The sequence below is a fragment of the Gordonibacter faecis genome, from assembly GCF_030077735.1.
GTDB classification, from domain to species: domain Bacteria; phylum Actinomycetota; class Coriobacteriia; order Coriobacteriales; family Eggerthellaceae; genus Gordonibacter; species Gordonibacter faecis.
The window spans coordinates 16,031-36,922 of the sequence record NZ_JASJEU010000008.1 but is presented as its reverse complement, the minus strand read 5'-3'; the positions used below and the strand labels follow the sequence as shown (position 1 = coordinate 36,922).

Below are 20,892 nucleotides of genomic sequence, written 5' to 3'. Positions count from 1 at the left end.
GGTAGAATTGCGCATGTGAAACAAGGGCCGGGTCGGCCCGCAACCCGATCGGAGGACCGCGTGCCGAAGAAGATACTGGTCGTCGAGGATGAGGAATCCATACGGCGGATCATCAGGGCGTTTCTCGAGGAAGCCGGCTATTCCGTCGAGATGGCGGGCGACGGCGTGGAGGGCGTCGCGAAGTTCCGCTCGTTCCGCCCTGACCTCGTGCTCCTCGACGTCATGCTTCCGAAGACGGACGGGTTCGCCGTGTGCGAGATCATCCGGTCGGAAAGCGACGCCCCCATCATAATGCTCACTGCGCTCGATGACGATGCGAGCCAGATGAAGGGGTTCGACGCGCTTGCGGACGACTACGTCACGAAGCCGTTCTCGATGCCTCTCGTGATAAAGCGCATCGAAGCTGTACTGCGTCGGGCAGAATCTTCCAAAACGGGCGATGGTGCCGGCGAAGGCATCCTGCGATGGCGAGGCGTCGTCCTCGACCCGAAAGGCTTCTCGGTATCCGTCGACGGCTCCCCTCTCGAGCTCACTGCCAAGGAGTTCGAGATCCTGAAAGCTCTCCTCGAGAACCCGGGGCGCGTATTCACACGCCGAAACCTGCTTGAGCGCGCCTGGGGCGAAGGCTGGTTCGGCGACGAGAGGATCGTCAACACCCATGTCAAGAACATCCGCAGGAAGCTCGGTGTCGACTGCATAGAGACCGTCCGGGGAGTGGGGTACAGGGTTGCGAAAGAAAATCTCTGAGAGCATCGAGCTCAAGACGTTCCTCGGTATGCTCGCGTTGCTCGTCGCGTGCTGCGCACTGATCTACGCCATGGTGGCGGTGTTCCTTCCGCGAAACTACCAGACCGAGATTGAGGGGCAGGTGTCGTCGGACTTCTCGGAGCTCGTCGCGCTCCTCGAGGATCGCGGATGGCGGTCCACCGAGCAGGACGTCCTCGAGTTCTCGGTGAGGAACAATGCCTCGGTCCAGATCGTCGACGAGGAGGGCGCCGAGACGTACTCCGTCAACTTCGCCGACGCGGAGAGCGTATCCTCGCCGGGGCAGACGATGAGCCTGTCCGCCCGGTTCTCCGAGGGAGGGCGCGCCTACCACGTGCAGGCCAACGTCTCGCTCGTGGCGGTCTCGCAGGCCTCCGGAATCCTGCTCGGGCTCTTGCCCGCCGTCTCCGTCGCCATCCTCGCGATCTCAGCCTTGGGTGCGTTCTCGTGTGCGCGGTACTACTCGAAGCCTCTTCTGCGCATAAGCGGCGTCGCCAAGAGGATGGCCTCGCTTGATATGACGTGGAAATGCGAAGAGAACCGCGCAGACGAGATAGGAGTGCTGGCAGCAAGCCTCAACGAGATGTCGGAGAAGCTCGAGAGGACCATGGGCGAGCTCAAGCAGGCAAACGAGGGCCTCCGGCGTGACATCGAGCGCGAACGTGAGCAGGAACGCGAACGGATAGACTTCTTCACATCGGTCTCGCACGAGCTTAAGACCCCTATCGCGGTGCTGAAGGGAGAGCTCGAGGGAATGATCTACAGCGTCGGGGAGTTCAAGGACCGCGACACCTACCTCAGGCACTGCCTGGAGACGACCAACGAGATGGAGAGCGCCGTCAGGGAAATCATCTCTGCCGCGCGCGCGTCAGGCGACTTCTCGCCTATGGAGGAGACCGTCGACGTGGGCGCCCTGACAGTGGCGGTCTGCGATCGTCTGGATTCACTCGCGCAGACGCGTGACGTGCGCCTGTGGCGCGACGTGCGGTCCGGTTGCCCCATCAAGGGCGATGCCTCGCTTGTCGAGAAGGCGATCGCCAACGTGGTCGAAAACGCCATCACGCATTCAGAGCCCGGCGCGCTCGTCTCGGTCGGGCTCGCAAGCGGCGTGCTCAAAGTCGAGAACTCGGGTGCCCATATCGACGAGGCCGACCTACCCCGCCTGTTCGAGCCGTTCTTCCGGGTCGACCGGTCAAGGAGCCGGGAAAGCGGCGGGACCGGCTTGGGACTCTACATCGCGAAAGTCGCCCTCGACCGACACGGCGTCGCCTGCAGTATCCAGAACACCGACGAGGGCGTCGCCTTCACCGCCGACTTCCGACGTGCCATGGAGGCGGCGAAGTAGACCCGCGTCGATCGCGTGGACGCCTGCCCCAAAACCACTCCCCAACTCCTCCTCAGCTCCACCTTCGGACGGCACCATTGAATTCATTGGGCCGAACGCGCCCCTGAAGGCGATGGGCGCGAAGGGAAAGGAGCGATGAAATGAAGGAGTCTCGAAGCGCCGGGCGGACGGTCCGACCATGAACGCGCTCACGCGGGCCCGGCTCTACCTTCTCCGCAAGAAGGGCAAGAGCCTGGGGCTTTGCGCGTTCGTCCTGGTCGTGGCGACGCTCATGCTCGCATGCCTCGCCATTCAGTCCGCCACCCACACCGCCGACGCGAACCTCAAGAAGGCGCTGCTGGGATACTTCACCGTCAACGCCAAGACCGTGGACGGGGGCATCCCGCAGTCCGTCGTGGACGAGGTTCTCGAGGTCGACGGCTTAACGGGTGCGCACGACTTGCGTTCGTACACGTACGCGAGCTACTCCGACGCCCAGGGGGCGCCGCTCTCGATCAACACGCAGGGCGCCGCGCAGGTTCCGGAAGGCTACGAAACCGCCGGAAAGGTCGTCGCCAACTCGAGCTCGCAAGCCGAGTCCTACTTCTCCGACGGGGTGTTCGAGATGGTCGAGGGGGACCCCATCGAGGGAGAAGGCGCGGCCAGGGTGCTCGTCCACGAGGACTTCGCGTCGCGCAACGGCCTCACCGTCGGGGAGAAGATGACCTTAAGCCCCGTCGGCGGGGAGGGGTCGCCCGTCGAGGCGACCGTCTCGGGCATCTTCACCAACGTGAAGGCGCAGGACTCCATCGGGGTCGCGCCGTCCTACGACCTATACGACAACATCGTGTTCGCCGACACAGCCACCGCATCCGCGCTTTTGTACGGATCGAAGAGCGAGACGGGGTTCCAGTACGGCGACTTCTACGTCGACGACCCAGAGGAGCTCGACCGCATCATGGACGACGTCCGCTCCATAGCGGGGATGGACTGGGAGAGCTGCACGCTGACCCGCTACGACAACGACTACCAAAACGCGAAGGCGTCCTTGCAGGGGCTGCAAGGCGTCGTGTCAATCGCCATGGCCTCGGTGACGGTCGTCTGCTTCGTCGTGCTCGCCCTGTTCCTGACGCTACGGTTCAGGGGGCGCATCAGGGAGACGGGCGCGTACCTGGCGATGGGCGTCACGAAGGGCTCGGTGCTCGCCCAGTACCTCGTCGAGGTCGCGGCCGTCGCGGCGCTCGCGCTGGTTCTGTCGTTCGGCATCAGCTCCGCGATCGCGCAGCACGTCGGCAGCGGCCTGCTCTCCCAAGTCAGCGCCGAAGGGTATGAAACGATCGACCTGTCCGGCGAGGGCGGTGGAGAGCGGAGCGACGAGGGTCTCGGGCTAGAGAGCATCTCGGTCGAGGTCTCCCCGGGTGACTTCGCGCTGGTCGGGGTGTCGGGAATCGCGCTATGCCTGGGCTCGACCGCTCTGGCGGCGGCACCCGTCCTGCGAATGAAGCCCAAGCGGATACTCGCGCTGATGGGCTAGAGGAAGGAGAAGTCCATGAACCTGGGAACGCGGGCGGCCAGGCGCGTCGTCCGAAAACGGAAGCAGTCGCTTCTCATGCTTCTGCTCCTGTTCGCCATCGCCGCCCTCGTCATGTCGGGGCTCGCCGTGCGCGACGCGCAAGGCGAGCAGGCCGAGGGTCTGAGGGGTACGGTGGGGGCAAGCTTCACCGTCGAGAGGGACATCTCGACAGGCGGCTGGAGCGGGGGCTACAGCACGCAGGAGTTCATATCCGAGGACATGATCCGGCAGATCGCCGCGGTGGACGGCATCGAGGGGTACGACGCCACTCTGATCACTTTGCCGGACATCTTCAACGGCGAAGGCGAGGAGTTGGTCCACGACGACTACAGCTTCTACAACTACGGCTCCTACAACTCCCAATACCACGAGCTGTTCCTGTCGGGCAGGTTCGAGCTGGTGGAGGGAACCCACATCACCGACGACATGTCCGGCAGCATCATCGTCAGCCGGGAGGTTGCCGAGCGCAACGGCCTGAAGCTCGGCGACACCGTGACCGGGATCTACTACCCGGAGAACGACACCCCGGCGGTGGGCATGGAGATCGTCGGCATCTTCGACGTGGCGGCGGACAAGGAGGACCGGGCGGACATGTACGACGACTCGTCCTACTACTCCTACTCAAGCTACGTGTTCTGCAGCATGGACGCCGCAGAGGGCCTGATCGAAGGCTGGGGCGAGGAGGGCGAAGGCATATCCGAGGCGTACTACTACGTCGCGGACGCCGCCGAGCTCGATTCCGTGATCGCACGGGTGCAGGGCATCCCCTCGATCGACTGGGGCAATTTCAAGATCACAGCGAACGACGAAGTGTACCGCAACGTCTCGGCGGCGCTCTCCGACACGGGGACACTCGTATCCGCGATGTGCGCCCTCGTGACCGTTGTGGGCGCCGTCATGGTGACGCTCGTCCTCGCGATGTCCGTGCGCGGCAGGAAGCGCGAGGCGGGCATCATGATGGCGGCCGGCATCGAGAAGTCCTCGCTCGCGTTTCAGTACGCGCTGGAGTCTCTGCTGGCAGCTGCCGCCGCGTTCCCGCTCGCTTATCTTGCGAGCAGTCGCTTCGCGGGGGCACTCGGGGCGGTTCTCGGGAAGAGTGCCGAGGCGGTCGTCGTCACGCCTGAGCATTTCGCCCTGGTGGCGGCGGGAGGGACGATCATCCTTGTCGCCGCGATCGCGGCGTCGTTCCTGCCGATCGCCCGCCTCTCTCCGGCTCAGGTGCTTTCCCAAACGGACTGAAGGAGGTTTTCCGGTGAACCCGATTACTAGGGCGATGCTCAGCATCGCCAGGAAATGGAAGAGAACGGCATTTCTCTTCGGCCTGATACTCGCAGTGGCCACACTCGCGATCTCGGGGCTGGCGGTCTCGGCCGCCCAAGAGGAGCAGGAGGCCGATCTCCGGGGCGCCACAGGGGCAAGCTTCACGCTCGCCGGCTATAACGACTGGACGCTGCACACCATCCCGCAGGAGACGGTAGACGAAATCGCCGCAATGGACGGGATCAAGGCGCACAACGCCTCCTCTTGGGGCATCGGCGCCGTCCTTGACGGGAGCGGCGACGCGCTCGAGGTTCCGAAGCCCCTTGGAGATCTTGTTGCAAACGACTTCTACACGACCGGCTGCACGGACTCGGAGTACGCCTCGACGTTCCTCTCGGGCGCGTTCCGCCTTGTCGAGGGGCATCATCTGACCGGAGACAGCAACGAAATCATCATCGGCAAAGAAGCAGCGGAAAACAACGGAATCGCCGTCGGGGACACCGTTTCATTTAGGGACGGCGATAACGGAGAGCCCGTCGAATGCACGGTTGCCGGCCTGTTCGAGGTCCTCGCCGACGGCGAGGACGAGAGACCGTCGATGTCGCGCCCCTCAACCCTGTACGACTACGAGGACTACGCATTCATCAGCCTCGATACTCTGGTCGAGGCGCGCGCCCTATACGCGGGCGAGTGGGCGAGCGGGCACATCCAGTCCGCCGATTTCTTCGTAGAGGACGCCGCCGAACTCGACGGCATCGTCGAGCGGGCGAAGGACGCCGCCTCGCTTGACTGGGACAACTACTACGTGGAGGCCAACGGGGAGGTGTACGAACGAGTCGCCGGAACGCTCGAGAACTCCGGATCGCTCGTCTCGTGGCTCGTGGCGCTCGTCGCCGTGGCGAGCGCAGTCGTGATGGCGCTCGTCCTCCTCGTCTCGACGAGGGCGCGCAAGCGCGAGATCGGGGTCCTGCTCGCCGAGGGCTTCTCGAAGCGGGGCATCATCTGCCAGCACCTCGTCGAGGCGTTCGTCGTCGCGGCGGCGGCGCTGGTCATTGCGTACCTCGCAAGCGGGCAGCTCGCGGGTCCGGTCGGGGCCCTATTCGGAAAGGCGGCGGGAAGCGTCTCGGTCGACCCCTCCTTTCTCGTGACGGTCGCCGGCGCGGGTGCGGCGCTCCTCGTCGCAGCCGTAGCGGTGTCATGCATCCCAATGCTTCGGATGCAGCCGAGAGAGATCCTCTCACAGATGGAATAGGCGGGCGCCTGCGATTCGCGGACGCGAAGAGAAAGGTACGGCAATGCCGATCATGGAACTGAGAAACGTCGGGTACTCCTACGAACGGGGCACCAAGATCCTCAAGGGGGTCAACGTCTCGTTGGAGGAGGGGCGGATGTACGCGATACTCGGGCCCTCCGGGTGCGGGAAGACGACCCTGCTCTCCCTCATGGGAGGGCTCGACAGCCCGACCGAGGGTTCGGTCATCTGCGACGGGTGCAACATCGAGAAGATGGGGCTTGCCGTCCACAGGCGCAAGAACGTGGCGTTCGTATTCCAGGGGTACAACCTCATCGACTACCTCACGCCGAGGGAGAACGTTTCCCTGACGTCCAAGCTGCCTCCCATGCCCGCGCTCGAGCGCGTGGGCATCACCGAGGAAGAGAGCAGGCGTAGCGTGCTGAAGCTCTCGGGCGGACAGCAGCAGCGCGTCGCCATCGCCCGAGCCCTTGCTTCGGAGGCGCGGATCGTGCTCGCCGACGAGCCGACCGGCAGCCTCGACGAGGCGACGGCGGCGGAGGTGGCCTCGATCCTCAAGGCGACCGCGCACGAGGCAGGGAAATGCGTCGTGGTCGTGACCCATTCGAACGACGTGGCGAAGGAGGCGGACGTCGTGTTCCGTCTGAGAAAAGGGGGCTTGACCGTCTCCTATGCGAGCGACCGCAAACGGTAGCAACCCGAAGGAGCACGACAGCTCGACCCGGAGAAGCCGCGTGCCCGTTCCCCCTGTGAGGCTCTTTTGGTTTCGCCCCGTTGCGAGCGCCAAAGCTGTGGCGATGCCCCGTCCGCTTTTTGCGGCAGGCATGCGCTTTTGCAGCGATCAAAAAGTGGCTCAACTCCTGACCGTAGAGAGAGTCGGGCTGAAGAATGGCGGTGCGGATGGACCATCTCGACCTCATAGCAGCGAGGATGGAGCAGGCGCGCTGGGAGCGCGGCATCAGCGTGGCGGAGCTCGCCCGCCGCATCGGCGTCGACCGCAAACGGCTCTGGCGCGTCCTCAACGGCGAGCGCGCCATGAGGGCCGACGAGTTCGTGCGGCTGTGCGCGGTTCTGGGTGTCGGGCTGGATCGCTTCGAGGATCGCCGGCGCGGCGCAAGCGGCACTCGCGAACGCCTCCGGATCTGTGGTAACATACCATCGGTATGTAAGAAAGGGAGGGAAGGCGTGTCGCGGAACAAGTACCCCGAGGAGACCGTCGCCCGCATACTCGACGCCGCGATGCGGCTGTTCCTCGAGAAGGGCTACGAGAAGACGACCATCCAGGACATCGTGGGCGAGCTCGACGGCCTCACGAAGGGCGCGATCTACCACCACTTCAAGTCCAAGGAGGAGATCCTCGACGCCGCCCTCGACCGCGCCGACGCCGCCGCGTTCCGCCGCTACGACGAGATCGTCGCCGACGCGTCGATGACCGGCGCCGAGAAGCTGCAGGCCATGTTCGACGCCTCGGCGGCGAGCTCCCAGATGGACCTCGCGCCGCGGATGGCCATCGACGCCGACCCGGTGCGCAATTCCAGGCTCCTCGGCGTGATGTACCGCTCCGTCTTCGAGGACGTGGTGCCGCGCTACATCGAGCCGATCGTGCGGCAGGGGATGGCAGACGGCACCATCGCCACCGACCAGCCGCGCGAGATGGCGCAGGTGGTCGTCCTTCTCGCGAACCTGTGGGTCGCCCCGATGTTCCAGCCCCTCACGGCGGACGAGCTCGAGGCGCGCATGCGCTTCTACCTGGGGCTGCTCAGGGCCATGGGCGCCGACCTGTCGGCCGAGAACGTGGCGGGCAGGGTCGAGGGCTTCCGCCGGGCGCGGGAGGAGGCGTCGTCGGCGGCGGAGTAGCCTCCCGCCGTCCGTCGAGAGAAGGGCATTCCGCCCTTCTCTTTTTACCTATTATACATACCAACCGTAGGTATGTTAATCTGAGAGAAAGGAAGGGAATGGACGAACGCAAAGGATCGGCGCAGGTGTCGGAAGGGGTCGTTGGGGTCGAAGGCCGAAATCGGGGAGCGGGGAAAGGGGGCCTGACGGGCACGTTCTGGGCGCTCGCGGCGGCGCAGACGGTGTCGCTGTTCGGCAACGCGGTGCTCCGGTTCGCGCTGCCGCTGCACGTGCTGGGCGTCACGGGGTCGTCAGCGGCGATGGGCGTCGTGACGGCGTGCGCCTGGGTGCCCTACATCGTCCTCGCCCCCATCGGCGGCGTGGCGGCGGACCGCGTCCGCAAGCGCCTCATCATGGCGGCGCTCGACGCCGTCATGGCGGCGGTGTGCGCGGCGTACCTGCTCCTGAGCGGGACGGCGGACGCCGTCGGCCTCGCGGTGGCCGCCCTCGTCGCGCTCTACGCCGTGCAAAGCGTCTACCAGCCGACGGTGCAGGCGAGCGTGCCCGCCCTCGTCGGGCGATCGGCGATCCAGCGGGGCGCGGCGGTCGTCAGCCAGGTGGGCATGCTCTCGAGCCTGGTGGGGCCGGTGCTCGGCGGGCTTTTGTTCGGCATGTTCGGCATCGCGCCCGTCGTCGCGGTGTCGGGCGCCCTCTTCGCGGCGTCGGCGGTTCTGGTGGCGGCTGCGGTGCGCGTGCCGTTCGCGCCCCTGCCGCGCGATGCGGGGATCGTGCGCACGGCGGCGGGGGATCTCGCCGCCGCCCTGCGCTTCCTGCGGGAGGGGAGCCCCGCCATCTTCCGCATGATCCTTCTCGCGACGGCGTTCAACCTCGTGCTGAGCTCGTTCGTCGTCATCGGCGCGCCCGTTGTCGTCACTCAGGTGCTGGGGCTCTCCGCCCAGCTCATGGGGTTCGCCGAGGGAGCTCTCGCGCTCGGCGGGCTCGCGGGCGGGATCGCCGCGGGGGCGCTCGCGGGCAGGCTCGGGCTCTCGTCGTCGCCTGTTGTGCTCGCTGCCGGATCGCTCGCTTTGCTTCTCGTCGCCGCGGCTTGCGCCCTCCCCCTGCCGTCCATGGGCTCGTACGCCCTCGTCGTGGCAGGGCTCTTCCTCACCATGGCGTGCTGCACGCTCTTCTCCGTGCAGGCAGTCGCCTTCGTGCAGGGGGAGACGCCCGGAGACCTCATCGGGAAGGTGATGGCGCTCGTCATGGCGCTCGCGAACTGCGCGACGCCCGTCGGCGCGCTCGCCTACGGCTGGCTTTTGGACGCGTTCCGGGACGGCGTGCCGATCGTCGTCGCGGGGGTGGTCGCCGCCTCCCTCGCCCTGTCGCTTGCCGTTCGCTCGGTCGTTCGGGAGGGGCTCAAGGGCGATGGGGAGGGAGCCGAAGCTCCAGCTTGCGCAGATTAGCGCCCTCGCGTGCAGACGGGAGCCCTCAATGAGGCACATCGACCTCATAGCGGCCAGGATGGAGCAGGCGCGATGGCGGCGCGGCATCAGCGTGGCGGAGCTCGCCCGCCGCATAGGGGCGGATCCGAAGCGCCTGTGGCGGGTGCTCAACGGGGAGCGCGCCATGAGGGCAGACGAGTTCGTGAGGCTGTGCGCGGAGCTGGAGGTCGGGCTGGGAGCCTTTATCGCCAATGAGGCGCCGGCCCGTCACGCCGAGGGGAGGCCGGGCGGCGGGGACGCGTCCCGCGGCCCGCGATGAGGCCGCCGCCTGCTCTCGCGGACGGCGGCGTCGGACTTTCGGCTTGACGCAGGGGCCGCATCGTAATTCCTAGGAAAATCGCCACCGAAAGTGCCGCGCCCATGGGAGAGGGCAGCGATAGCGGGCGGCGATGGCTCGCGGCGGGACTACGCGGCGCTTGCGGGAGCGGCGTGAGCGAGTTGCAGGCGGCGAGGATTCCGCGCATCTGGCGGGAATCGCGACATCGCGACATGTCGCGATGTCGCGATTCGGCCATAGTGCGTCATTTGCCTTCGACGGAGCTCCAAAGGGTGCCGCGACCATGGCCGCTCCGCTCGACGAGCCCCTTGGCCTCGAGCTCCCTCAGGATGCGCTGAGCCTGGCGAAGCCCGACTCCCAGGCTTTCCGCCACGTTCTGAGATGCAAGAGGGATCGCGCTGGCGGCGAACAGGGCGAGCGCGCGGGACAGGTTGTCGGCGGGCTTTTCGCCCGTTATTGGCGGTTTGTCGGCGGCGACTGCCTCCGCGCGGGTGAATCGAACGTGCACGCCGTTGCCTCGCTGAAAAACCGCGACGGGCACGCCCTGCGCGTCGCAAGCGCCCTGGATGCGCCGAAGGCCCGTGCCGTAGGTCTCGATGTCTCCCGAGCGGTAGAGCGTGCTCGCGATGAGAGGGTTGCGAGGCTTCGAAGCCGTCTCGGCGCCGGAGAGGTAGTCCTCGGGCTCGTAGCCAGCGGGGAAGCTGCCCGGGCTGTAGATGTCGACGGCGTCCCAGAAGATGTCCACCTGGATGGCGGAGGAGTCCTCGTAGCGGCGATGGCAGAAGGCGTTGAAGAGCGCCTCGCGAATCGCGCTCAGGGGGATCTCGGGGCGCTCCGTACGGTGGAGGGACGTGCCGTCGATGATGAACTCGCGGCGCGTGTTGTTCAGGATATAGGTCTCGGCGGCCTTGACCAGGCCGAACAGTGTTCCCGCCTCCTGGTGGTTGTCGAGTATCTGCGTGCGGTCGGAGTTCCCCAGAACGCCCATGCGCAGCATGGGGTCGCGCGAGCCGCAGAAGCAGACGGCAGCCGCGTTGGTGAGCGCGCCGTCGTCGCAGAGTAGGCCGAGGCGGGAGAGCACGTCCCTCGCGTCGGTGAAGGGGAAGGGGATCCGCCCGCGCTCGACCCCGCGTTCGACGTATGACCGCAGCTCGTCCTCGTTCACGTCGGCGAGCAGCCTGTCGGAGGGACGGCGGTCCCAGGAGTTCCTTTTCGCGGCGCGCTCGAGCATCATCTCCTCGAGCATGGCGGCGCCCATGGGCAGATCCTCGTCGGCGGAGCGAACGCGGTAGCGCCCGTCGCAGGCGTAGGGGCGCTCGTCGCCGGAAAAGGATACCTTGACGTAGGCTTTCCCGTCCTCGGTCTCGAGACGTTCGATGGTGGGGATGACCCTCGGCTCGATTCGGTTGCCGAAAGCCTGCGATACGTCGCGCAGCGTCTTTTCGGAGACGTCCTGGCCCACGACCTCGCCGTCAGAGGGGCGCACGCCGAAGTAGAGCGTGCCCGATCCGTGTTTGTTGAGGATGGAGGCGACCGACTCCATCGCCTCGCGCATCTCGGACGTGCTGCGCTTGTGCTCGGTGGTCTCGTTTTCCATGCCGAGGTTCACAGTGTGCCTCCTCTCGGCTTCTTTCGATGCTGGACGTGGGGACATTTTACCGCAGGGCTGCGTTTGGCAATCCCTGCGCCCCGCGCCTGCTCGCGAGTGGGCGCCCGGCCCATCGCAACGATGCTATCCACGCTCGGTCGCGTGACGACGGGCTTGCCGTCCGCGTCGAGGAGGGCGCGCATCCCGTCGCCTCCCGCAAGGCGGAACCGAAAGCCTCCCTTCACCCCGCAGTAATGGCTCCGCAAGGATCGAAGGGGATAATCGATTCCGGAAAGGGTGCCCGATGGAGGGAAGGGGCGGCGATGGGCTTTCCAGGGCGGTTCCTCTCGAGCTACGGCGAGAGCCTCGCAACGGCGTGGTCGCTCGCGTGCCTCGCGTTCTACCTCTTCAAGCGGGAGATGCCCTACGACCTGATCTAGGGGAGGCCGCGGAATCGGACGGGGCGGCGCCCCGCGGCGCCGAGGATTGTCGAAACTTTTTTCAGGAGAGCGCGCTCATCTCGCGCTCCCCGCGCGTTATATAGGGCGAGGACGGAAGGAGAAGGGCTTGGGCTTCATCGGGAGGGGTCTGGACGAGGAGGGCGCGCGGCGCGTCGTCGAGGAGCATTACGACGACGTGCTGGCGTACTGCAGGCGCCATGCGCCCACCTACGACGACGCCCTCGACGCGACGCAGGAGACGTTCCTGCGGTTCGTGAGGAGCCTGCCGGGCTACCGCGACCGGGGCAAGCCGCTCGCCTTCCTGCTCACCGTCGCGCGCGGCGTGTGCGCCGACGCCTACCGCAGGCGCGGGAGGGTGTGGGAGCAGCTCGACGAGAACGCCGCAGCGGGCGAGCCGCAGGGCGGCGGCGTCCGCGAGGCGCTCGCCTCGCTCCCCCCGGAGCAGCGGGAGGTGCTCGAGCTGCGCTACGACCACGGCCTGCGCGTCAACGAGGTCGCCCGCGTGCTCGGCGTGAGCAGGTTCGCGGCGGGGCGGAGGATCTCGGCCGCGCTCGAGGCGCTCAAGGCCGAGCTGTCCGACACCGGCGAAGGAGGGTCGCTATGAGGTTCACGGAGAAGAGGCGGCTGGAGAGCGCCCTGCGCGAGCGTTTCCGCAGCGAGCGCCCCTCGGCGGGGGCGCGCGCGGGGCATGCCGGGGCGGTGGCCGCCCTGGCGGCGGCGGAGGCGGCGCGGGCGTCGGGAAGCGGCTTCGGGCCGGGCGACCTCGCGCGGGCGGCCGTCAGGTTCTCGCCGCGCGCCTTCTGGGCGGCGCCCGCCGCCGTGGCGGCCCTCGCCCTCGCCCTCGCGCTCTCCGGCGCGCCGGCGCGCGAGGCGCAGGCCGCCCTGGTGGCGTCGGGCCCCGTGCTCGTGGCCGCATGCCTGGCGGGCGTCGTCCGCGCGAGGTCGTGCCTCATGCAGGAGCTCGAGGCGTCGTGCCCGCGCAACGCCGTCTCCGTCGCGTGCGCGCGCCTCGCGGTCCTCGGCGGCGCCACCCTCCTCGCCCTCGCCTTCGCCTGCGCCGTCTGCTCCGCCGCCGTCCCCGCGGGCGCGGCGGCGGCGTACGCCCTCGCGCCGTACCTCGCCTCGGCGGCCGGCGGGCTCATGCTCGCCCGGAGGGTCGCGGCCGCCGACGCGACCGTCGCGGCGGTCGCCTGGTCGGCGGGGGTCGGCGCCCTCTGCCTCCTGCTGGGGATCGCCGCGCCCGGCGCCTACTGCGCCGGCGCGGTCTGGGCGTGGGCGGCCGTCTCGGCCGCCGGCGCGCTCTGGCTCGCACGGGAGGCGGCCGGCTGGCTGCGCCTGTGCGCCCAGGGCGGCGTCGCGTCCGAGAGCGCGCGTCGCGCGCGGGCGTTCTGAACAGCCTTCGACCGAAAGGAGCTTTTTCGTGGAACTGGCATTCGACCGGCTTACTAAGGAGTACGGCGCCAAGATCGCCGTCGACCGCGTGAGCGCGGCGCTCGGCCCGGGCGTGCACGGCCTGCTCGGCGCGAACGGGGCGGGGAAGACAACGCTCATGCGCATGGCGTGCGGCGTGCTGCGCCCGACCTCGGGCGAGGTGCGCTTCGACGGCCGGCCCATCGAGCGGATGGGCGGCGACTACCGGGCGATGCTCGGGTACCTGCCCCAGGACTTCGGCTACTACCCGGAGTTCACGGCGCTCGACTTCATGGAGTACATGGCCGCGCTCAAGGGAATCGGGCGGCGCGCCGCGCGCGAGCGCTCCCTCGAGCTGCTCTCCGCCGTGGGACTCGCCGGCGAGGAGCGCCGCCGCATCCGCACGTTCTCCGGCGGCATGAAGCAGCGCCTCGGCATCGCGCAGGCGGTGCTCAACGACCCGGCGGTGCTCGTCCTCGACGAGCCCACGGCGGGCCTCGACCCGAAGGAGCGCGTGCGCTTCCGCAACCTCATCGCGGGGTTCGCGCAGGACAAGGTGGTGCTGCTCTCCACGCACATCGTCTCGGACGTCGAGAGCATCGCCGACCGCATCCTCGTCATGCGGGCGGGCGCGTTCGTGATGGAGGGCGCGCCGGCAGACCTGCTCGAGGCGGCGCGGGGCAAGGTGTGGGAGGCGGCGGTCCCCTCGCGCGAGGCGGAGGCGCTTTCCGCGCGCCTCACGGTGGCGAACGCGCGCTACGGCGAGGGCGGGCGGTCGATCGTCCGCTACGTGTCCGACGAGCCGGCGGTCCCCGGGTCCGCCCCCGCCGACCCGACGCTCGAGGACCTGTACCTGTACGTGTTCCGCGACGAGGCGGCGCCCCCTTCGGCGGGCGCGCCGGCCCGCGCCGCGGGGAAGGGGGGCCGCCATGCGTAGCCTTTTCTGGTTCGAGCTCAAGAAGATGCTTGGCCGCCGCCTGGCGGTCGCGGTGAACGTCGGAGTCGTCGCGCTCATCGTCGGCGTCATGGCGCTCAACGTGGTTCAGTGCAAGACGACGAACGCCCAAGGGGAGATCGTCTCGGGCGTCGAGGCCATCGCGCAGATGCGCGCGGAGGCCGAGGAGCACCAAGGGGCCATCACGGCCGAGCGCGCCGCCTCGGACATAGCTGCCTACCAGGAGACGCTCTTCGAGCGGATCGACCGCGACGCGGTGGGCGGGATGACGGGCGCGGCCGTCTACGACCTCATGTTCCAGAATTTCTCCGACGAGGAGGTCTACGAGCTCTACAACCCGTACTGGAGCACGCTGCTGAAGCCGTGGAAAGTCGCAGGCGAGGAGCCCGCCCAGACCGCCGCCCGCGTGACGCCCGAGATGGCGGCGGAGTGGTACGGCGCGGTCGCGGGGCTCACGCAGGACGCGCTCGACGACGGCCAGGGCGGCATGTGGGAGTACTCGGAGGCCGAGCGGGGGTACTGGACCGCGAAGCAGGCGTCCGTGCCCGAGCCGATCGAGTACGGCTACTCGGGCGGCTGGGACAACATCGTCAACTGCTTCGCGTTTCTGGTGTTCGCGATCCTCGCGGTGTGCGTCACCCTCGCGCCCGTGTTCTCGTTCGAGTACCAGTCGGGCGCCGACGCCGTGGTGCTTTCCACCAGGCACGGGAGAACGCGCCTGGTGGCGGCGAAGGTCCTGGCGGCGCTCGCGTACGCCACCGCGTACTTCGCGATTTGCGCGGCGATCGTCGTGGGCGTGTCGCTCGCGTTCTACGGCGCCGACGGCTTCGGGCTGTCAATCCAGAGCATGGCGCTCTCCTCGCCCTACCCGCTCACGGCAGGCCAGGCGGCGCTCGTGTCGATAGGGCTCATGTACGCGGCGTGCCTCGGGTTCGCGTGCCTCACCCTCGCGCTCTCCTCGCGGGCCCGCTCGACGCTCCCGGTGTTCGTGACCGACGTGGTGCTCGTCCTCTTCACCGGGCTCATCCCCTCTGCGGGCGTCGGGATCCTCGAGCGCGCGCTCGCGCTTTTCCCGCTCAACTTCTCCAACTTCACCATGCTCTTCTCGGCGCTCGAGTCGTACCCGGTCGGCCTTGTCGTGTTCGATCTTATCGGGATGATCCTCGTCGTGTACGCCGTTCTCGCGATCGTCGCGACCCCTGTCGCCGCCGCGTCGTTCAGGCGCCATCAGGTGTCGTGACCTCGCGTCCCCGCCCGGCATCGGGCGGGGCGGGCGGCGCGCCCTTAACGACGCGGTCCCATCTCGGCCTCATAGCCGCCAGGATGGAGCAGGCGCGCTGGGAGCGCGGCATCGGCGTGGCGGAGCTCGCCCGCCGCGTCGGCGTCGACCGCAAAAGGCTTTGGCGCGTCCTCAACGGGGAGCGCGCCATGCGCGCCGACGAGTTCGTGAGGCTGTGCGCGGAGCTGCGAGTCGGGCTGGCCGACTTCGCGGCGCCGACGCGCCCCCGCTGATCTGCTCCGACCATGCGGGCAGGGAGCAGCCTCCGCGGCGTTTGAGCGGGCGGGGGATCGATGCGGCGGGGTGCAGGGGGCCGGCCCCCTGCCGCAGGCGCGGGGGCGCGCAGCCCCCGCGGAAGGGCGCCCCGACGCCCGGGGCGCCGCGCTAGATGTGGCAGTCGACGATAGTCGCCGTCCAATCGGGATCCGCGGTGTCGAGGAACCTCGCGCGGAACCCGCGCACCCAGTCGAGCGCCTCCTTGTCGGTCTCCGAGCTCAAACCCCACCAGCCCATCGCGCCCTGCTCGTGCCATTCCCCGTCTGGCGTCACGACAGCCCATGTGCTGAAGGAGGACTCGGCCTCGGCGAACGTGGCGACGTCGCCGTACCTGCGCAGGTAGAACTCGGGGGAGCGGAGGGATGGGGGAGCCCCGTCGCCCGCGCCCTCGACCGCGCGCGCCCAGAAGTCCGTCGCCGCGGCCCGCGCCCCCTCGTCGGGGCCGAAGTCGCAGTCGCCCACGCGCGCGGAGTCGTAGCGCCCGTCGGGATAGCGCCCGACCAGCCGCTCGGGCATCGACCGAGCGCCGCGCGCCGCCTTGAGCTTGCCGCGGAACCTGCCCCCGACCTCGTACCAGTCCCATTTGGCGTTTGGGTTCTGCCAGTAGCCCCGCCTTCCCGTCTCGTCGTCGACTCCGCACTCCTCGTCCTCGAAGAACTCCATGAACTCGCGCGGGGGCTCGCCGCAGCAGTTCTCCATGTACGGGAGCAGGAGCTCCTCGACGCCCTGCCCCTCCCTCGTCAGCACCAGAACGGAGAAATGGCTCATGACAGCCGTCCTTTCCTCGGGTCTCCTCGCGCCCGCCGGGTGCAGGCGCTCCTTCACCCGGCTTGGCTGCCGACCCGCGCCGCGGAGGGGACGCGTCAAGGAGCCTGCGAAAAGCCGGAGGCGCTCCCTCCACCGGCCCCGCCCTCGGGGGCTGTGGGGGGATTTTGCGGGCCCTTTACGCGGAGCCGACCGGCGCGACAGCCCCGCGGCGCTTGAGCGGGCGGCGCGGCGGTGCTCCTCGTGTTCTGGGTTGCCGGCAGGAGGCGAGGGGGTGGATAAGGCGGCTGCTTTGCCCCAGGAAGGCCGCCAAGCGCCCCGAGCGTCAGAGGGCCCCCGCGGGCGCGGCGCCCATGAGCCCGGCGTTCTCCACGAGCGAGACGACCTCGTCGCACGAGCGCCAGCGGCATCATTGTTTGTTTGCCGCGTCTATCTTTTTGACTAAACGGGACATCCCTGGCCAAATGGGCTAGGAGGAAGTCGGGAAGCGCTGCATACTCTCAAATAGTAAGCCTAAACTAACTAAGGAGCGAGCTATGTCAGAAACCCCTTCCGCCTCCCGCGGCCTCAAAGGCCGCGACCTCATCACCGTCGGCATCTTCACCGCGCTCTACTTCGTCATCAACTTCCTCTTCATGCTGCTCAGCGGCCTGCATCCCTACCTTTGGGTGTTCATGCCCGCCATCGACGCCCTGTTCGCCGGCATCCCGTTCATGCTCGCCTGCGCGAAGGTGCCGAAGTTCGGGACCGTCCTCATCATCGGAATGGTCCCCTCGCTCATCTACTTCATCACCGGGATGTTCACGCCCCTCATCCTCGGCCTCATGCTCGCTTCGTGCGTCGTCGCCGAGATCATCCGTGCCGCGACGCGCTATGAGAGCTTCGCGGGCAACGCCGTCGCCTACGCCGTGTTCGGTTTCGGCATGTGCGGAAGCCCGCTGCCCCTGTGGGCCTTCCACGACTCGTTCGTCGCGCAGATCGCCGGGCAGGGCATGGGGGCCGATTACCTCGCGACGCTCGAGACGGCGGCAAACCCGGGCATGCTCGTTGCCATGTTCGCAGCGACCTTCGTCGCGGGGCTCATCGGCGCCTACATCGCCCGCGGGATGTTCAGGAAGCACTTCGTGAAAGCCGGCCTGGCGTAATGCGGACGTCCGAAACTGATGCCCGTCGCATCCTTGGCGTTCGCAAGGGGAAGGGTCTCATAGATCCAGACCCGCGCACGCTCATGGGAGTGCTCGTCGCCGTGTCGGCAACGGCCTTCATGGGCAAATCCATCGAATCCGAGCTCCTGCTCGTCCTCACGGTCTCCGTCCTGCAGGCGCTCTGCGGCCATGTTCGCATGGCGGTCGGCTTCGCGGCCCTATATGCCGCGCTGTGGGCGGTGCTCAACGTCGTGCTTCCCGTCGTCGGCGGGGTGGCGGCGACGATGTTCACCATCAGCCTCACGTTCGCGCGCAAGATCTACCTCTGCCTCATGGTGGGCACCCTGCTCGTGAGGGACAACACCGTCCACCGCATCGCCTCGGCCCTTGCGAAGCTGCGCGTGCCCCAGGCGGTCCTCATCCCCCTGACCGTCACGATGCGCTACTTCCCAACGCTTAAGGAGGAGGCGGCTCACATCCGGGACGCCATGGCTCTCCGCGACATCCCGGCGGCAAGTCGCCTCGAATGCTTCGCGGTGCCCCTCGTCATGTCAGCGACCTCCACGGCCGAGGAGCTCTCCCGCGCCGCGACGTGCCGGGGGATCGAGAACCCCGCCCCGTCCACGGACACGGAGAGGCTTTCCATGCGCGCGTCGGACTGGGCGATCCTCTCGGCGGCAGCGGCGGCGGTGGCCGCGGTTGCCTTGTGGGGAGGTGCTGCCTGATGGAGAGGGTTTCGCATGCGCCCCGAAGACCGCTCGGCGAGCCCGTCGTGAGGCTCGAGAACGTCTCCTGCGAGGCGGCAGGGGGCAAGAAGATCCTGGACGGAATCGACCTCGAGGTCCGAAGGGGCGAATGCCTGATGCTCGTCGGGCGCTCGGGATCGGGCAAGACGACCATCACGAAATGCATCAACGGCCTGATCCCGTCGTTCGAGCCGGGCATCGAGATGACCGGCTCGGTCTCCGTCTGCGGGCTCGATCCCGGCCGCTGCGAGATGTACGAGCTCGCCGAACGCGTCGGGAGCGTGTTCCAGAACCCGAAGAGCCAGTTCTTCAACCTCACGTCCAACGACGAGCTCGCCTTCGGGCTCGAGTCGCGCGGGATTCCCGTATCGGAGATCGAGGCACAGATAAGAACCACCGTGGAAGCCCTGGACGCCCGCAGGCTGCTGGGGCGCAACGTCACCGAGATGAGCGGCGGAGAGCGCCAGAGCCTCGTCTTCGCCTCCGTCGACGTGGCGAGGCCCGACGTGTACGTGCTCGACGAGCCCACCGCGAACCTCGACACGACCGCCGTGCAGAGGCTGCATGACGAGGTGCGCTCCGTCATCGCGGAGGGCAGGACCGTCATCATCGCCGAGCACCGGCTCTATTTCGCCTCGGACCTCATCGACCGCGCCATTCTCGTCGAGAAAGGCCGCATAGTCCGCGAGTTCTCGCCGGAAGAACTCCTCGGGCTCTCCTCGGAGGAGCGGGAGGGGATGGGGCTCCGCGCCGTCGGCGCGGGCGATGCCCTCGACGTGCGCGTGCCGCGCGCGACGATGGGCAATCAGGCGGGTGCTGGCCTCGCGCTGGACGACTACACCGTGGTTCGGGGGGACGGGGCGGTGTTCGCTCCGCTGAGCGTGACGGTTCCTGCCGGCGGTGTGCTGGGCGTCCTGGGCGAGAACGGCACGGGGAAGAGCACGCTGCTCCGGGGGATCGCCGGCCTCGAGCGCAAGGACGCGGGCCGCGTCCTCGTCGGAGGGAAGCAGGTCGCGCGCCGCGCTCGGAGGCGCCTCGTCTCGCTCGTGATGCAGGACGTCAACAACCAGCTCTTCAGCGACAGCGTCTGGAACGAGTGCATGCTCTCGCTGGGCGGCAGAGAGGAGGGGGAAGCCAAGGAGAGGGCAGAGGCGACGCTTGCCTCGCTCGGCCTTCTCGGTGCGCGGGACGTGCACCCCATGGCCCTGTCCGGCGGGCAGAAGCAGCGCCTCGCCGTGGCGTGTGCGCTCCTTTCTGAAAGAAAGCTGATCCTTTTGGACGAGCCCACGAGCGGGCTCGACCTCGACCACATGAAGCAGGTAGCGAAGCTGGTTCGCGACCTGTCGGCTAAGGGGGCGACCGTAGTCCTCGTCACCCACGACCGAGAATTCCTGAACCGCTGCTGCGACAGCGCGCTGGAGCTCACGCGCGCCGGGTAGGATGGTGTGAGGAGGTGGATCGTGGACATTCCGTCGGACATTTTTTCTAGCAGGGGGCTGCTGCCCGCGCGGGTGCTCGGGGATGCGCCGGAGCGCGCCATCGAGGGCGAGGTTCGGATCGACATCAACGGGGACTCGGGCCTGCTCGAGATCGAGACCGAGTCGGGCGCCGGCTCGATGTCGCTCGTCGAGCCGCTTCCCGGGATAATGATCTCGTTCAACGACTTCCATATGGAGCGCTGCGTCTCAGGGTTCTCCACCTCGGCAGAGGTCCTTTGCGTCGACTGGTGCGAGGAGGGGCGCCTCGAGCAGCCCATGGCGGGCGGGTCGTGCGCCTACGTCGCAGCCGGGGACATCAAGGTCGACGACAGGTCGAACCATTCCGGGGAGTTCCTGCTCCCCACGGGCAGGTACCGGGGCGTCACGGTCACCTACGAGGTCGAGCGCGCCCAGAGGTCGATCCTCCGGGCGCTCGAGGGGTTCCCCGTCGACCTGCGCAGGCTTCGTCGCAGATACTGCCTCGACGGGACCCCGTTCCTGCTCCACCGCTGCGAAGGAGCCGCGCACATATTCTCGGAGCTCAGCGTGACCCCGGAAAGAATCCGGAAGAGCTACTGCCAGATCAAGGCGCTCGAGCTCCTGCTGCTGCTCCACGTGCTCGACCCGCTCCCGGCAAACGGCATGGCGTACTTCCCGAAATCGCAGGTTGCTCGGGTCAAGCAAGTGAGGGACAGCATCGCGCGCGACCTATCCTCGACGGTGACCGTCGAGGAGGCGGCAAGCCTCGCGCACATGCCGCTCACGACGTTCAAGGCGTGCTTCAAGGGCGTGTACGGGTCCTCTCCCGCCGCGTACTTCCGGCGCCTCAAGATGGATCTCGCGGCCCAGCTCCTCAGGGAGTCCGAGATGAAGGTGGCAGACATCGGGGCCGCGGTGGGCTACGACAGCCCGTCCAAGTTCTCCGCCGCCTTCAAGTCGGCGTGGGGCGTCTCTCCCGCCGGCTATCGCCGCTCATTGCGGTAGGCGCCGCCGTTTCCGA

20 protein-coding genes are annotated in these 20,892 nt (G+C 67.9%); 18 read left to right on the top strand and 2 right to left on the bottom strand.

Translation table 11 applies throughout. The features are described from left to right. Positions 1-60: 60 nt before the first annotated feature. The 9 genes from QNJ86_RS04500 to QNJ86_RS04460 all read left to right on the top strand — a co-directional run bounded on the left by QNJ86_RS04500 (position 61) and on the right by QNJ86_RS04460 (position 9,771). A complete protein-coding gene (locus QNJ86_RS04500; protein ID WP_283831399.1) occupies positions 61-747 on the top strand; it encodes a response regulator transcription factor in 687 nt (228 codons plus the stop codon). Further along, on the top strand, positions 728-2,110 hold the full coding sequence (locus QNJ86_RS04495) for a sensor histidine kinase (protein ID WP_283831398.1): 1,383 nt from the start codon (positions 728-730) through the stop codon (positions 2,108-2,110). Before QNJ86_RS04500 ends, QNJ86_RS04495 begins: the two co-directional genes overlap by 20 nt. Positions 2,111-2,288: 178 nt before the next feature. Then, a complete protein-coding gene (locus QNJ86_RS04490) occupies positions 2,289-3,623 on the top strand; it encodes an ABC transporter permease (RefSeq protein WP_283831397.1) in 1,335 nt (444 codons plus the stop codon). A gap of 15 nt (positions 3,624-3,638) precedes the next feature. Then, positions 3,639-4,901, top strand: coding sequence for an ABC transporter permease (locus tag QNJ86_RS04485; RefSeq protein ID WP_283831396.1), 1,263 nt, complete (start codon positions 3,639-3,641; stop codon positions 4,899-4,901). A 13-nt stretch (positions 4,902-4,914) separates the two neighbouring features. Beyond that, positions 4,915-6,174, top strand: a complete 1,260-nt coding sequence (locus QNJ86_RS04480; protein ID WP_283831395.1) for an FtsX-like permease family protein — start codon at positions 4,915-4,917, stop codon at positions 6,172-6,174. A 43-nt stretch (positions 6,175-6,217) separates the two neighbouring features. Continuing rightward, on the top strand, positions 6,218-6,868 hold the full coding sequence (locus tag QNJ86_RS04475) for an ABC transporter ATP-binding protein (RefSeq protein ID WP_283831394.1): 651 nt from the start codon (positions 6,218-6,220) through the stop codon (positions 6,866-6,868). Positions 6,869-7,074: 206 nt separating this feature from the next. Continuing rightward, positions 7,075-8,031 carry a TetR family transcriptional regulator gene (locus tag QNJ86_RS04470; RefSeq protein WP_283831393.1) on the top strand — a complete coding sequence of 319 codons (957 nt, stop codon included), beginning with the start codon at positions 7,075-7,077 and terminating at the stop codon, positions 8,029-8,031. A gap of 98 nt (positions 8,032-8,129) precedes the next feature. Next, complete coding sequence (locus QNJ86_RS04465) at positions 8,130-9,473, top strand: MFS transporter (RefSeq protein ID WP_283831392.1); 1,344 nt, start codon at positions 8,130-8,132, stop codon at positions 9,471-9,473. A 28-nt stretch (positions 9,474-9,501) separates the two neighbouring features. Then, positions 9,502-9,771 carry a helix-turn-helix domain-containing protein gene (locus QNJ86_RS04460; RefSeq protein WP_283831391.1) on the top strand — a complete coding sequence of 90 codons (270 nt, stop codon included), beginning with the start codon at positions 9,502-9,504 and terminating at the stop codon, positions 9,769-9,771. A 262-nt stretch (positions 9,772-10,033) separates the two neighbouring features. On the opposite strand, the gene QNJ86_RS04455 is transcribed toward QNJ86_RS04460, so the two are convergent. After that, on the bottom strand, positions 10,034-11,398 hold the full coding sequence (locus QNJ86_RS04455) for an ATP-binding protein (protein ID WP_283831390.1): 1,365 nt from the start codon (positions 11,396-11,398) through the stop codon (positions 10,034-10,036). A gap of 546 nt (positions 11,399-11,944) precedes the next feature. Here QNJ86_RS04455 and QNJ86_RS04450 point away from each other — a divergent pair. The 5 genes from QNJ86_RS04450 (at position 11,945) to QNJ86_RS04430 (ending at position 15,715) form a co-directional block, all read left to right on the top strand. Beyond that, positions 11,945-12,442, top strand: a complete 498-nt coding sequence (locus QNJ86_RS04450) for an RNA polymerase sigma factor (protein WP_283831389.1) — start codon at positions 11,945-11,947, stop codon at positions 12,440-12,442. After that, a complete protein-coding gene (locus QNJ86_RS04445) occupies positions 12,439-13,230 on the top strand; it encodes a hypothetical protein (protein ID WP_283831388.1) in 792 nt (263 codons plus the stop codon). The genes QNJ86_RS04450 and QNJ86_RS04445 overlap by 4 nt, the downstream gene beginning before the upstream one ends. 28 nt (positions 13,231-13,258) lie before the next feature. After that, complete coding sequence (locus tag QNJ86_RS04440; RefSeq protein WP_283831387.1) at positions 13,259-14,185, top strand: ABC transporter ATP-binding protein; 927 nt, start codon at positions 13,259-13,261, stop codon at positions 14,183-14,185. Continuing rightward, positions 14,178-15,443 carry an ABC transporter permease subunit gene (locus tag QNJ86_RS04435; protein ID WP_283831386.1) on the top strand — a complete coding sequence of 422 codons (1,266 nt, stop codon included), beginning with the start codon at positions 14,178-14,180 and terminating at the stop codon, positions 15,441-15,443. The genes QNJ86_RS04440 and QNJ86_RS04435 overlap by 8 nt, the downstream gene beginning before the upstream one ends. An 83-nt stretch (positions 15,444-15,526) precedes the next feature. Then, on the top strand, positions 15,527-15,715 hold the full coding sequence (locus QNJ86_RS04430; protein ID WP_283831385.1) for a helix-turn-helix domain-containing protein: 189 nt from the start codon (positions 15,527-15,529) through the stop codon (positions 15,713-15,715). A 151-nt stretch (positions 15,716-15,866) separates the two neighbouring features. Here QNJ86_RS04430 and QNJ86_RS04425 read toward each other — a convergent pair whose 3' ends face one another. Then, the gene (locus tag QNJ86_RS04425) at positions 15,867-16,526 is read right to left on the bottom strand and encodes a hypothetical protein (protein WP_283831384.1); all 660 of its coding nucleotides are present in this window, start codon (positions 16,524-16,526) and stop codon (positions 15,867-15,869) included. 533 nt (positions 16,527-17,059) lie between these two features. Between QNJ86_RS04425 and QNJ86_RS04420 the strand changes: the two genes are divergently transcribed. Genes QNJ86_RS04420 through QNJ86_RS04405 form a run of 4 tightly spaced genes read left to right on the top strand, consistent with a single transcriptional unit; the run spans position 17,060 to position 20,876 of the window. Beyond that, complete coding sequence (locus QNJ86_RS04420; protein ID WP_283831383.1) at positions 17,060-17,668, top strand: MptD family putative ECF transporter S component; 609 nt, start codon at positions 17,060-17,062, stop codon at positions 17,666-17,668. Further along, on the top strand, positions 17,668-18,393 hold the full coding sequence (locus tag QNJ86_RS04415) for an energy-coupling factor transporter transmembrane component T (RefSeq protein WP_283831382.1): 726 nt from the start codon (positions 17,668-17,670) through the stop codon (positions 18,391-18,393). The genes QNJ86_RS04420 and QNJ86_RS04415 overlap by 1 nt, the downstream gene beginning before the upstream one ends. Beyond that, the gene (locus tag QNJ86_RS04410) at positions 18,393-19,853 is read left to right on the top strand and encodes an ABC transporter ATP-binding protein (protein WP_283831380.1); all 1,461 of its coding nucleotides are present in this window, start codon (positions 18,393-18,395) and stop codon (positions 19,851-19,853) included. Before QNJ86_RS04415 ends, QNJ86_RS04410 begins: the two co-directional genes overlap by 1 nt. Before the next feature lie 21 nt (positions 19,854-19,874). After that, positions 19,875-20,876, top strand: a complete 1,002-nt coding sequence (locus QNJ86_RS04405) for a helix-turn-helix domain-containing protein (RefSeq protein ID WP_283831379.1) — start codon at positions 19,875-19,877, stop codon at positions 20,874-20,876. The last annotated feature ends 16 nt before the right edge of the window (positions 20,877-20,892 follow it).

Bases quoted from the DNA above. Each gene is read 5' to 3' on its own strand.
- QNJ86_RS04490 (WP_283831397.1), top strand. From the start codon at position 2,289: ATGAACGCGCTCACGCGGGCCCGGCTCTACCTTCTCCGCAAGAAGGGC.
- QNJ86_RS04485 (WP_283831396.1), top strand. From the start codon at position 3,639: ATGAACCTGGGAACGCGGGCGGCCAGGCGCGTCGTCCGAAAACGGAAG.
- QNJ86_RS04475 (WP_283831394.1), top strand. From the start codon at position 6,218: ATGCCGATCATGGAACTGAGAAACGTCGGGTACTCCTACGAACGGGGC.
- QNJ86_RS04470 (WP_283831393.1), top strand. From the start codon at position 7,075: ATGGACCATCTCGACCTCATAGCAGCGAGGATGGAGCAGGCGCGCTGG.
- QNJ86_RS04465 (WP_283831392.1), top strand. From the start codon at position 8,130: ATGGACGAACGCAAAGGATCGGCGCAGGTGTCGGAAGGGGTCGTTGGG.
- QNJ86_RS04460 (WP_283831391.1), top strand. From the start codon at position 9,502: ATGAGGCACATCGACCTCATAGCGGCCAGGATGGAGCAGGCGCGATGG.
- QNJ86_RS04445 (WP_283831388.1), top strand. From the start codon at position 12,439: ATGAGGTTCACGGAGAAGAGGCGGCTGGAGAGCGCCCTGCGCGAGCGT.
- QNJ86_RS04435 (WP_283831386.1), top strand. From the start codon at position 14,178: ATGCGTAGCCTTTTCTGGTTCGAGCTCAAGAAGATGCTTGGCCGCCGC.
- QNJ86_RS04430 (WP_283831385.1), top strand. From the start codon at position 15,527: ATGGAGCAGGCGCGCTGGGAGCGCGGCATCGGCGTGGCGGAGCTCGCC.
- QNJ86_RS04425 (WP_283831384.1), bottom strand. From the start codon at position 16,526: ATGAGCCATTTCTCCGTTCTGGTGCTGACGAGGGAGGGGCAGGGCGTC.
- QNJ86_RS04420 (WP_283831383.1), top strand. From the start codon at position 17,060: ATGTCAGAAACCCCTTCCGCCTCCCGCGGCCTCAAAGGCCGCGACCTC.
- QNJ86_RS04415 (WP_283831382.1), top strand. From the start codon at position 17,668: ATGCGGACGTCCGAAACTGATGCCCGTCGCATCCTTGGCGTTCGCAAG.
- QNJ86_RS04410 (WP_283831380.1), top strand. From the start codon at position 18,393: ATGGAGAGGGTTTCGCATGCGCCCCGAAGACCGCTCGGCGAGCCCGTC.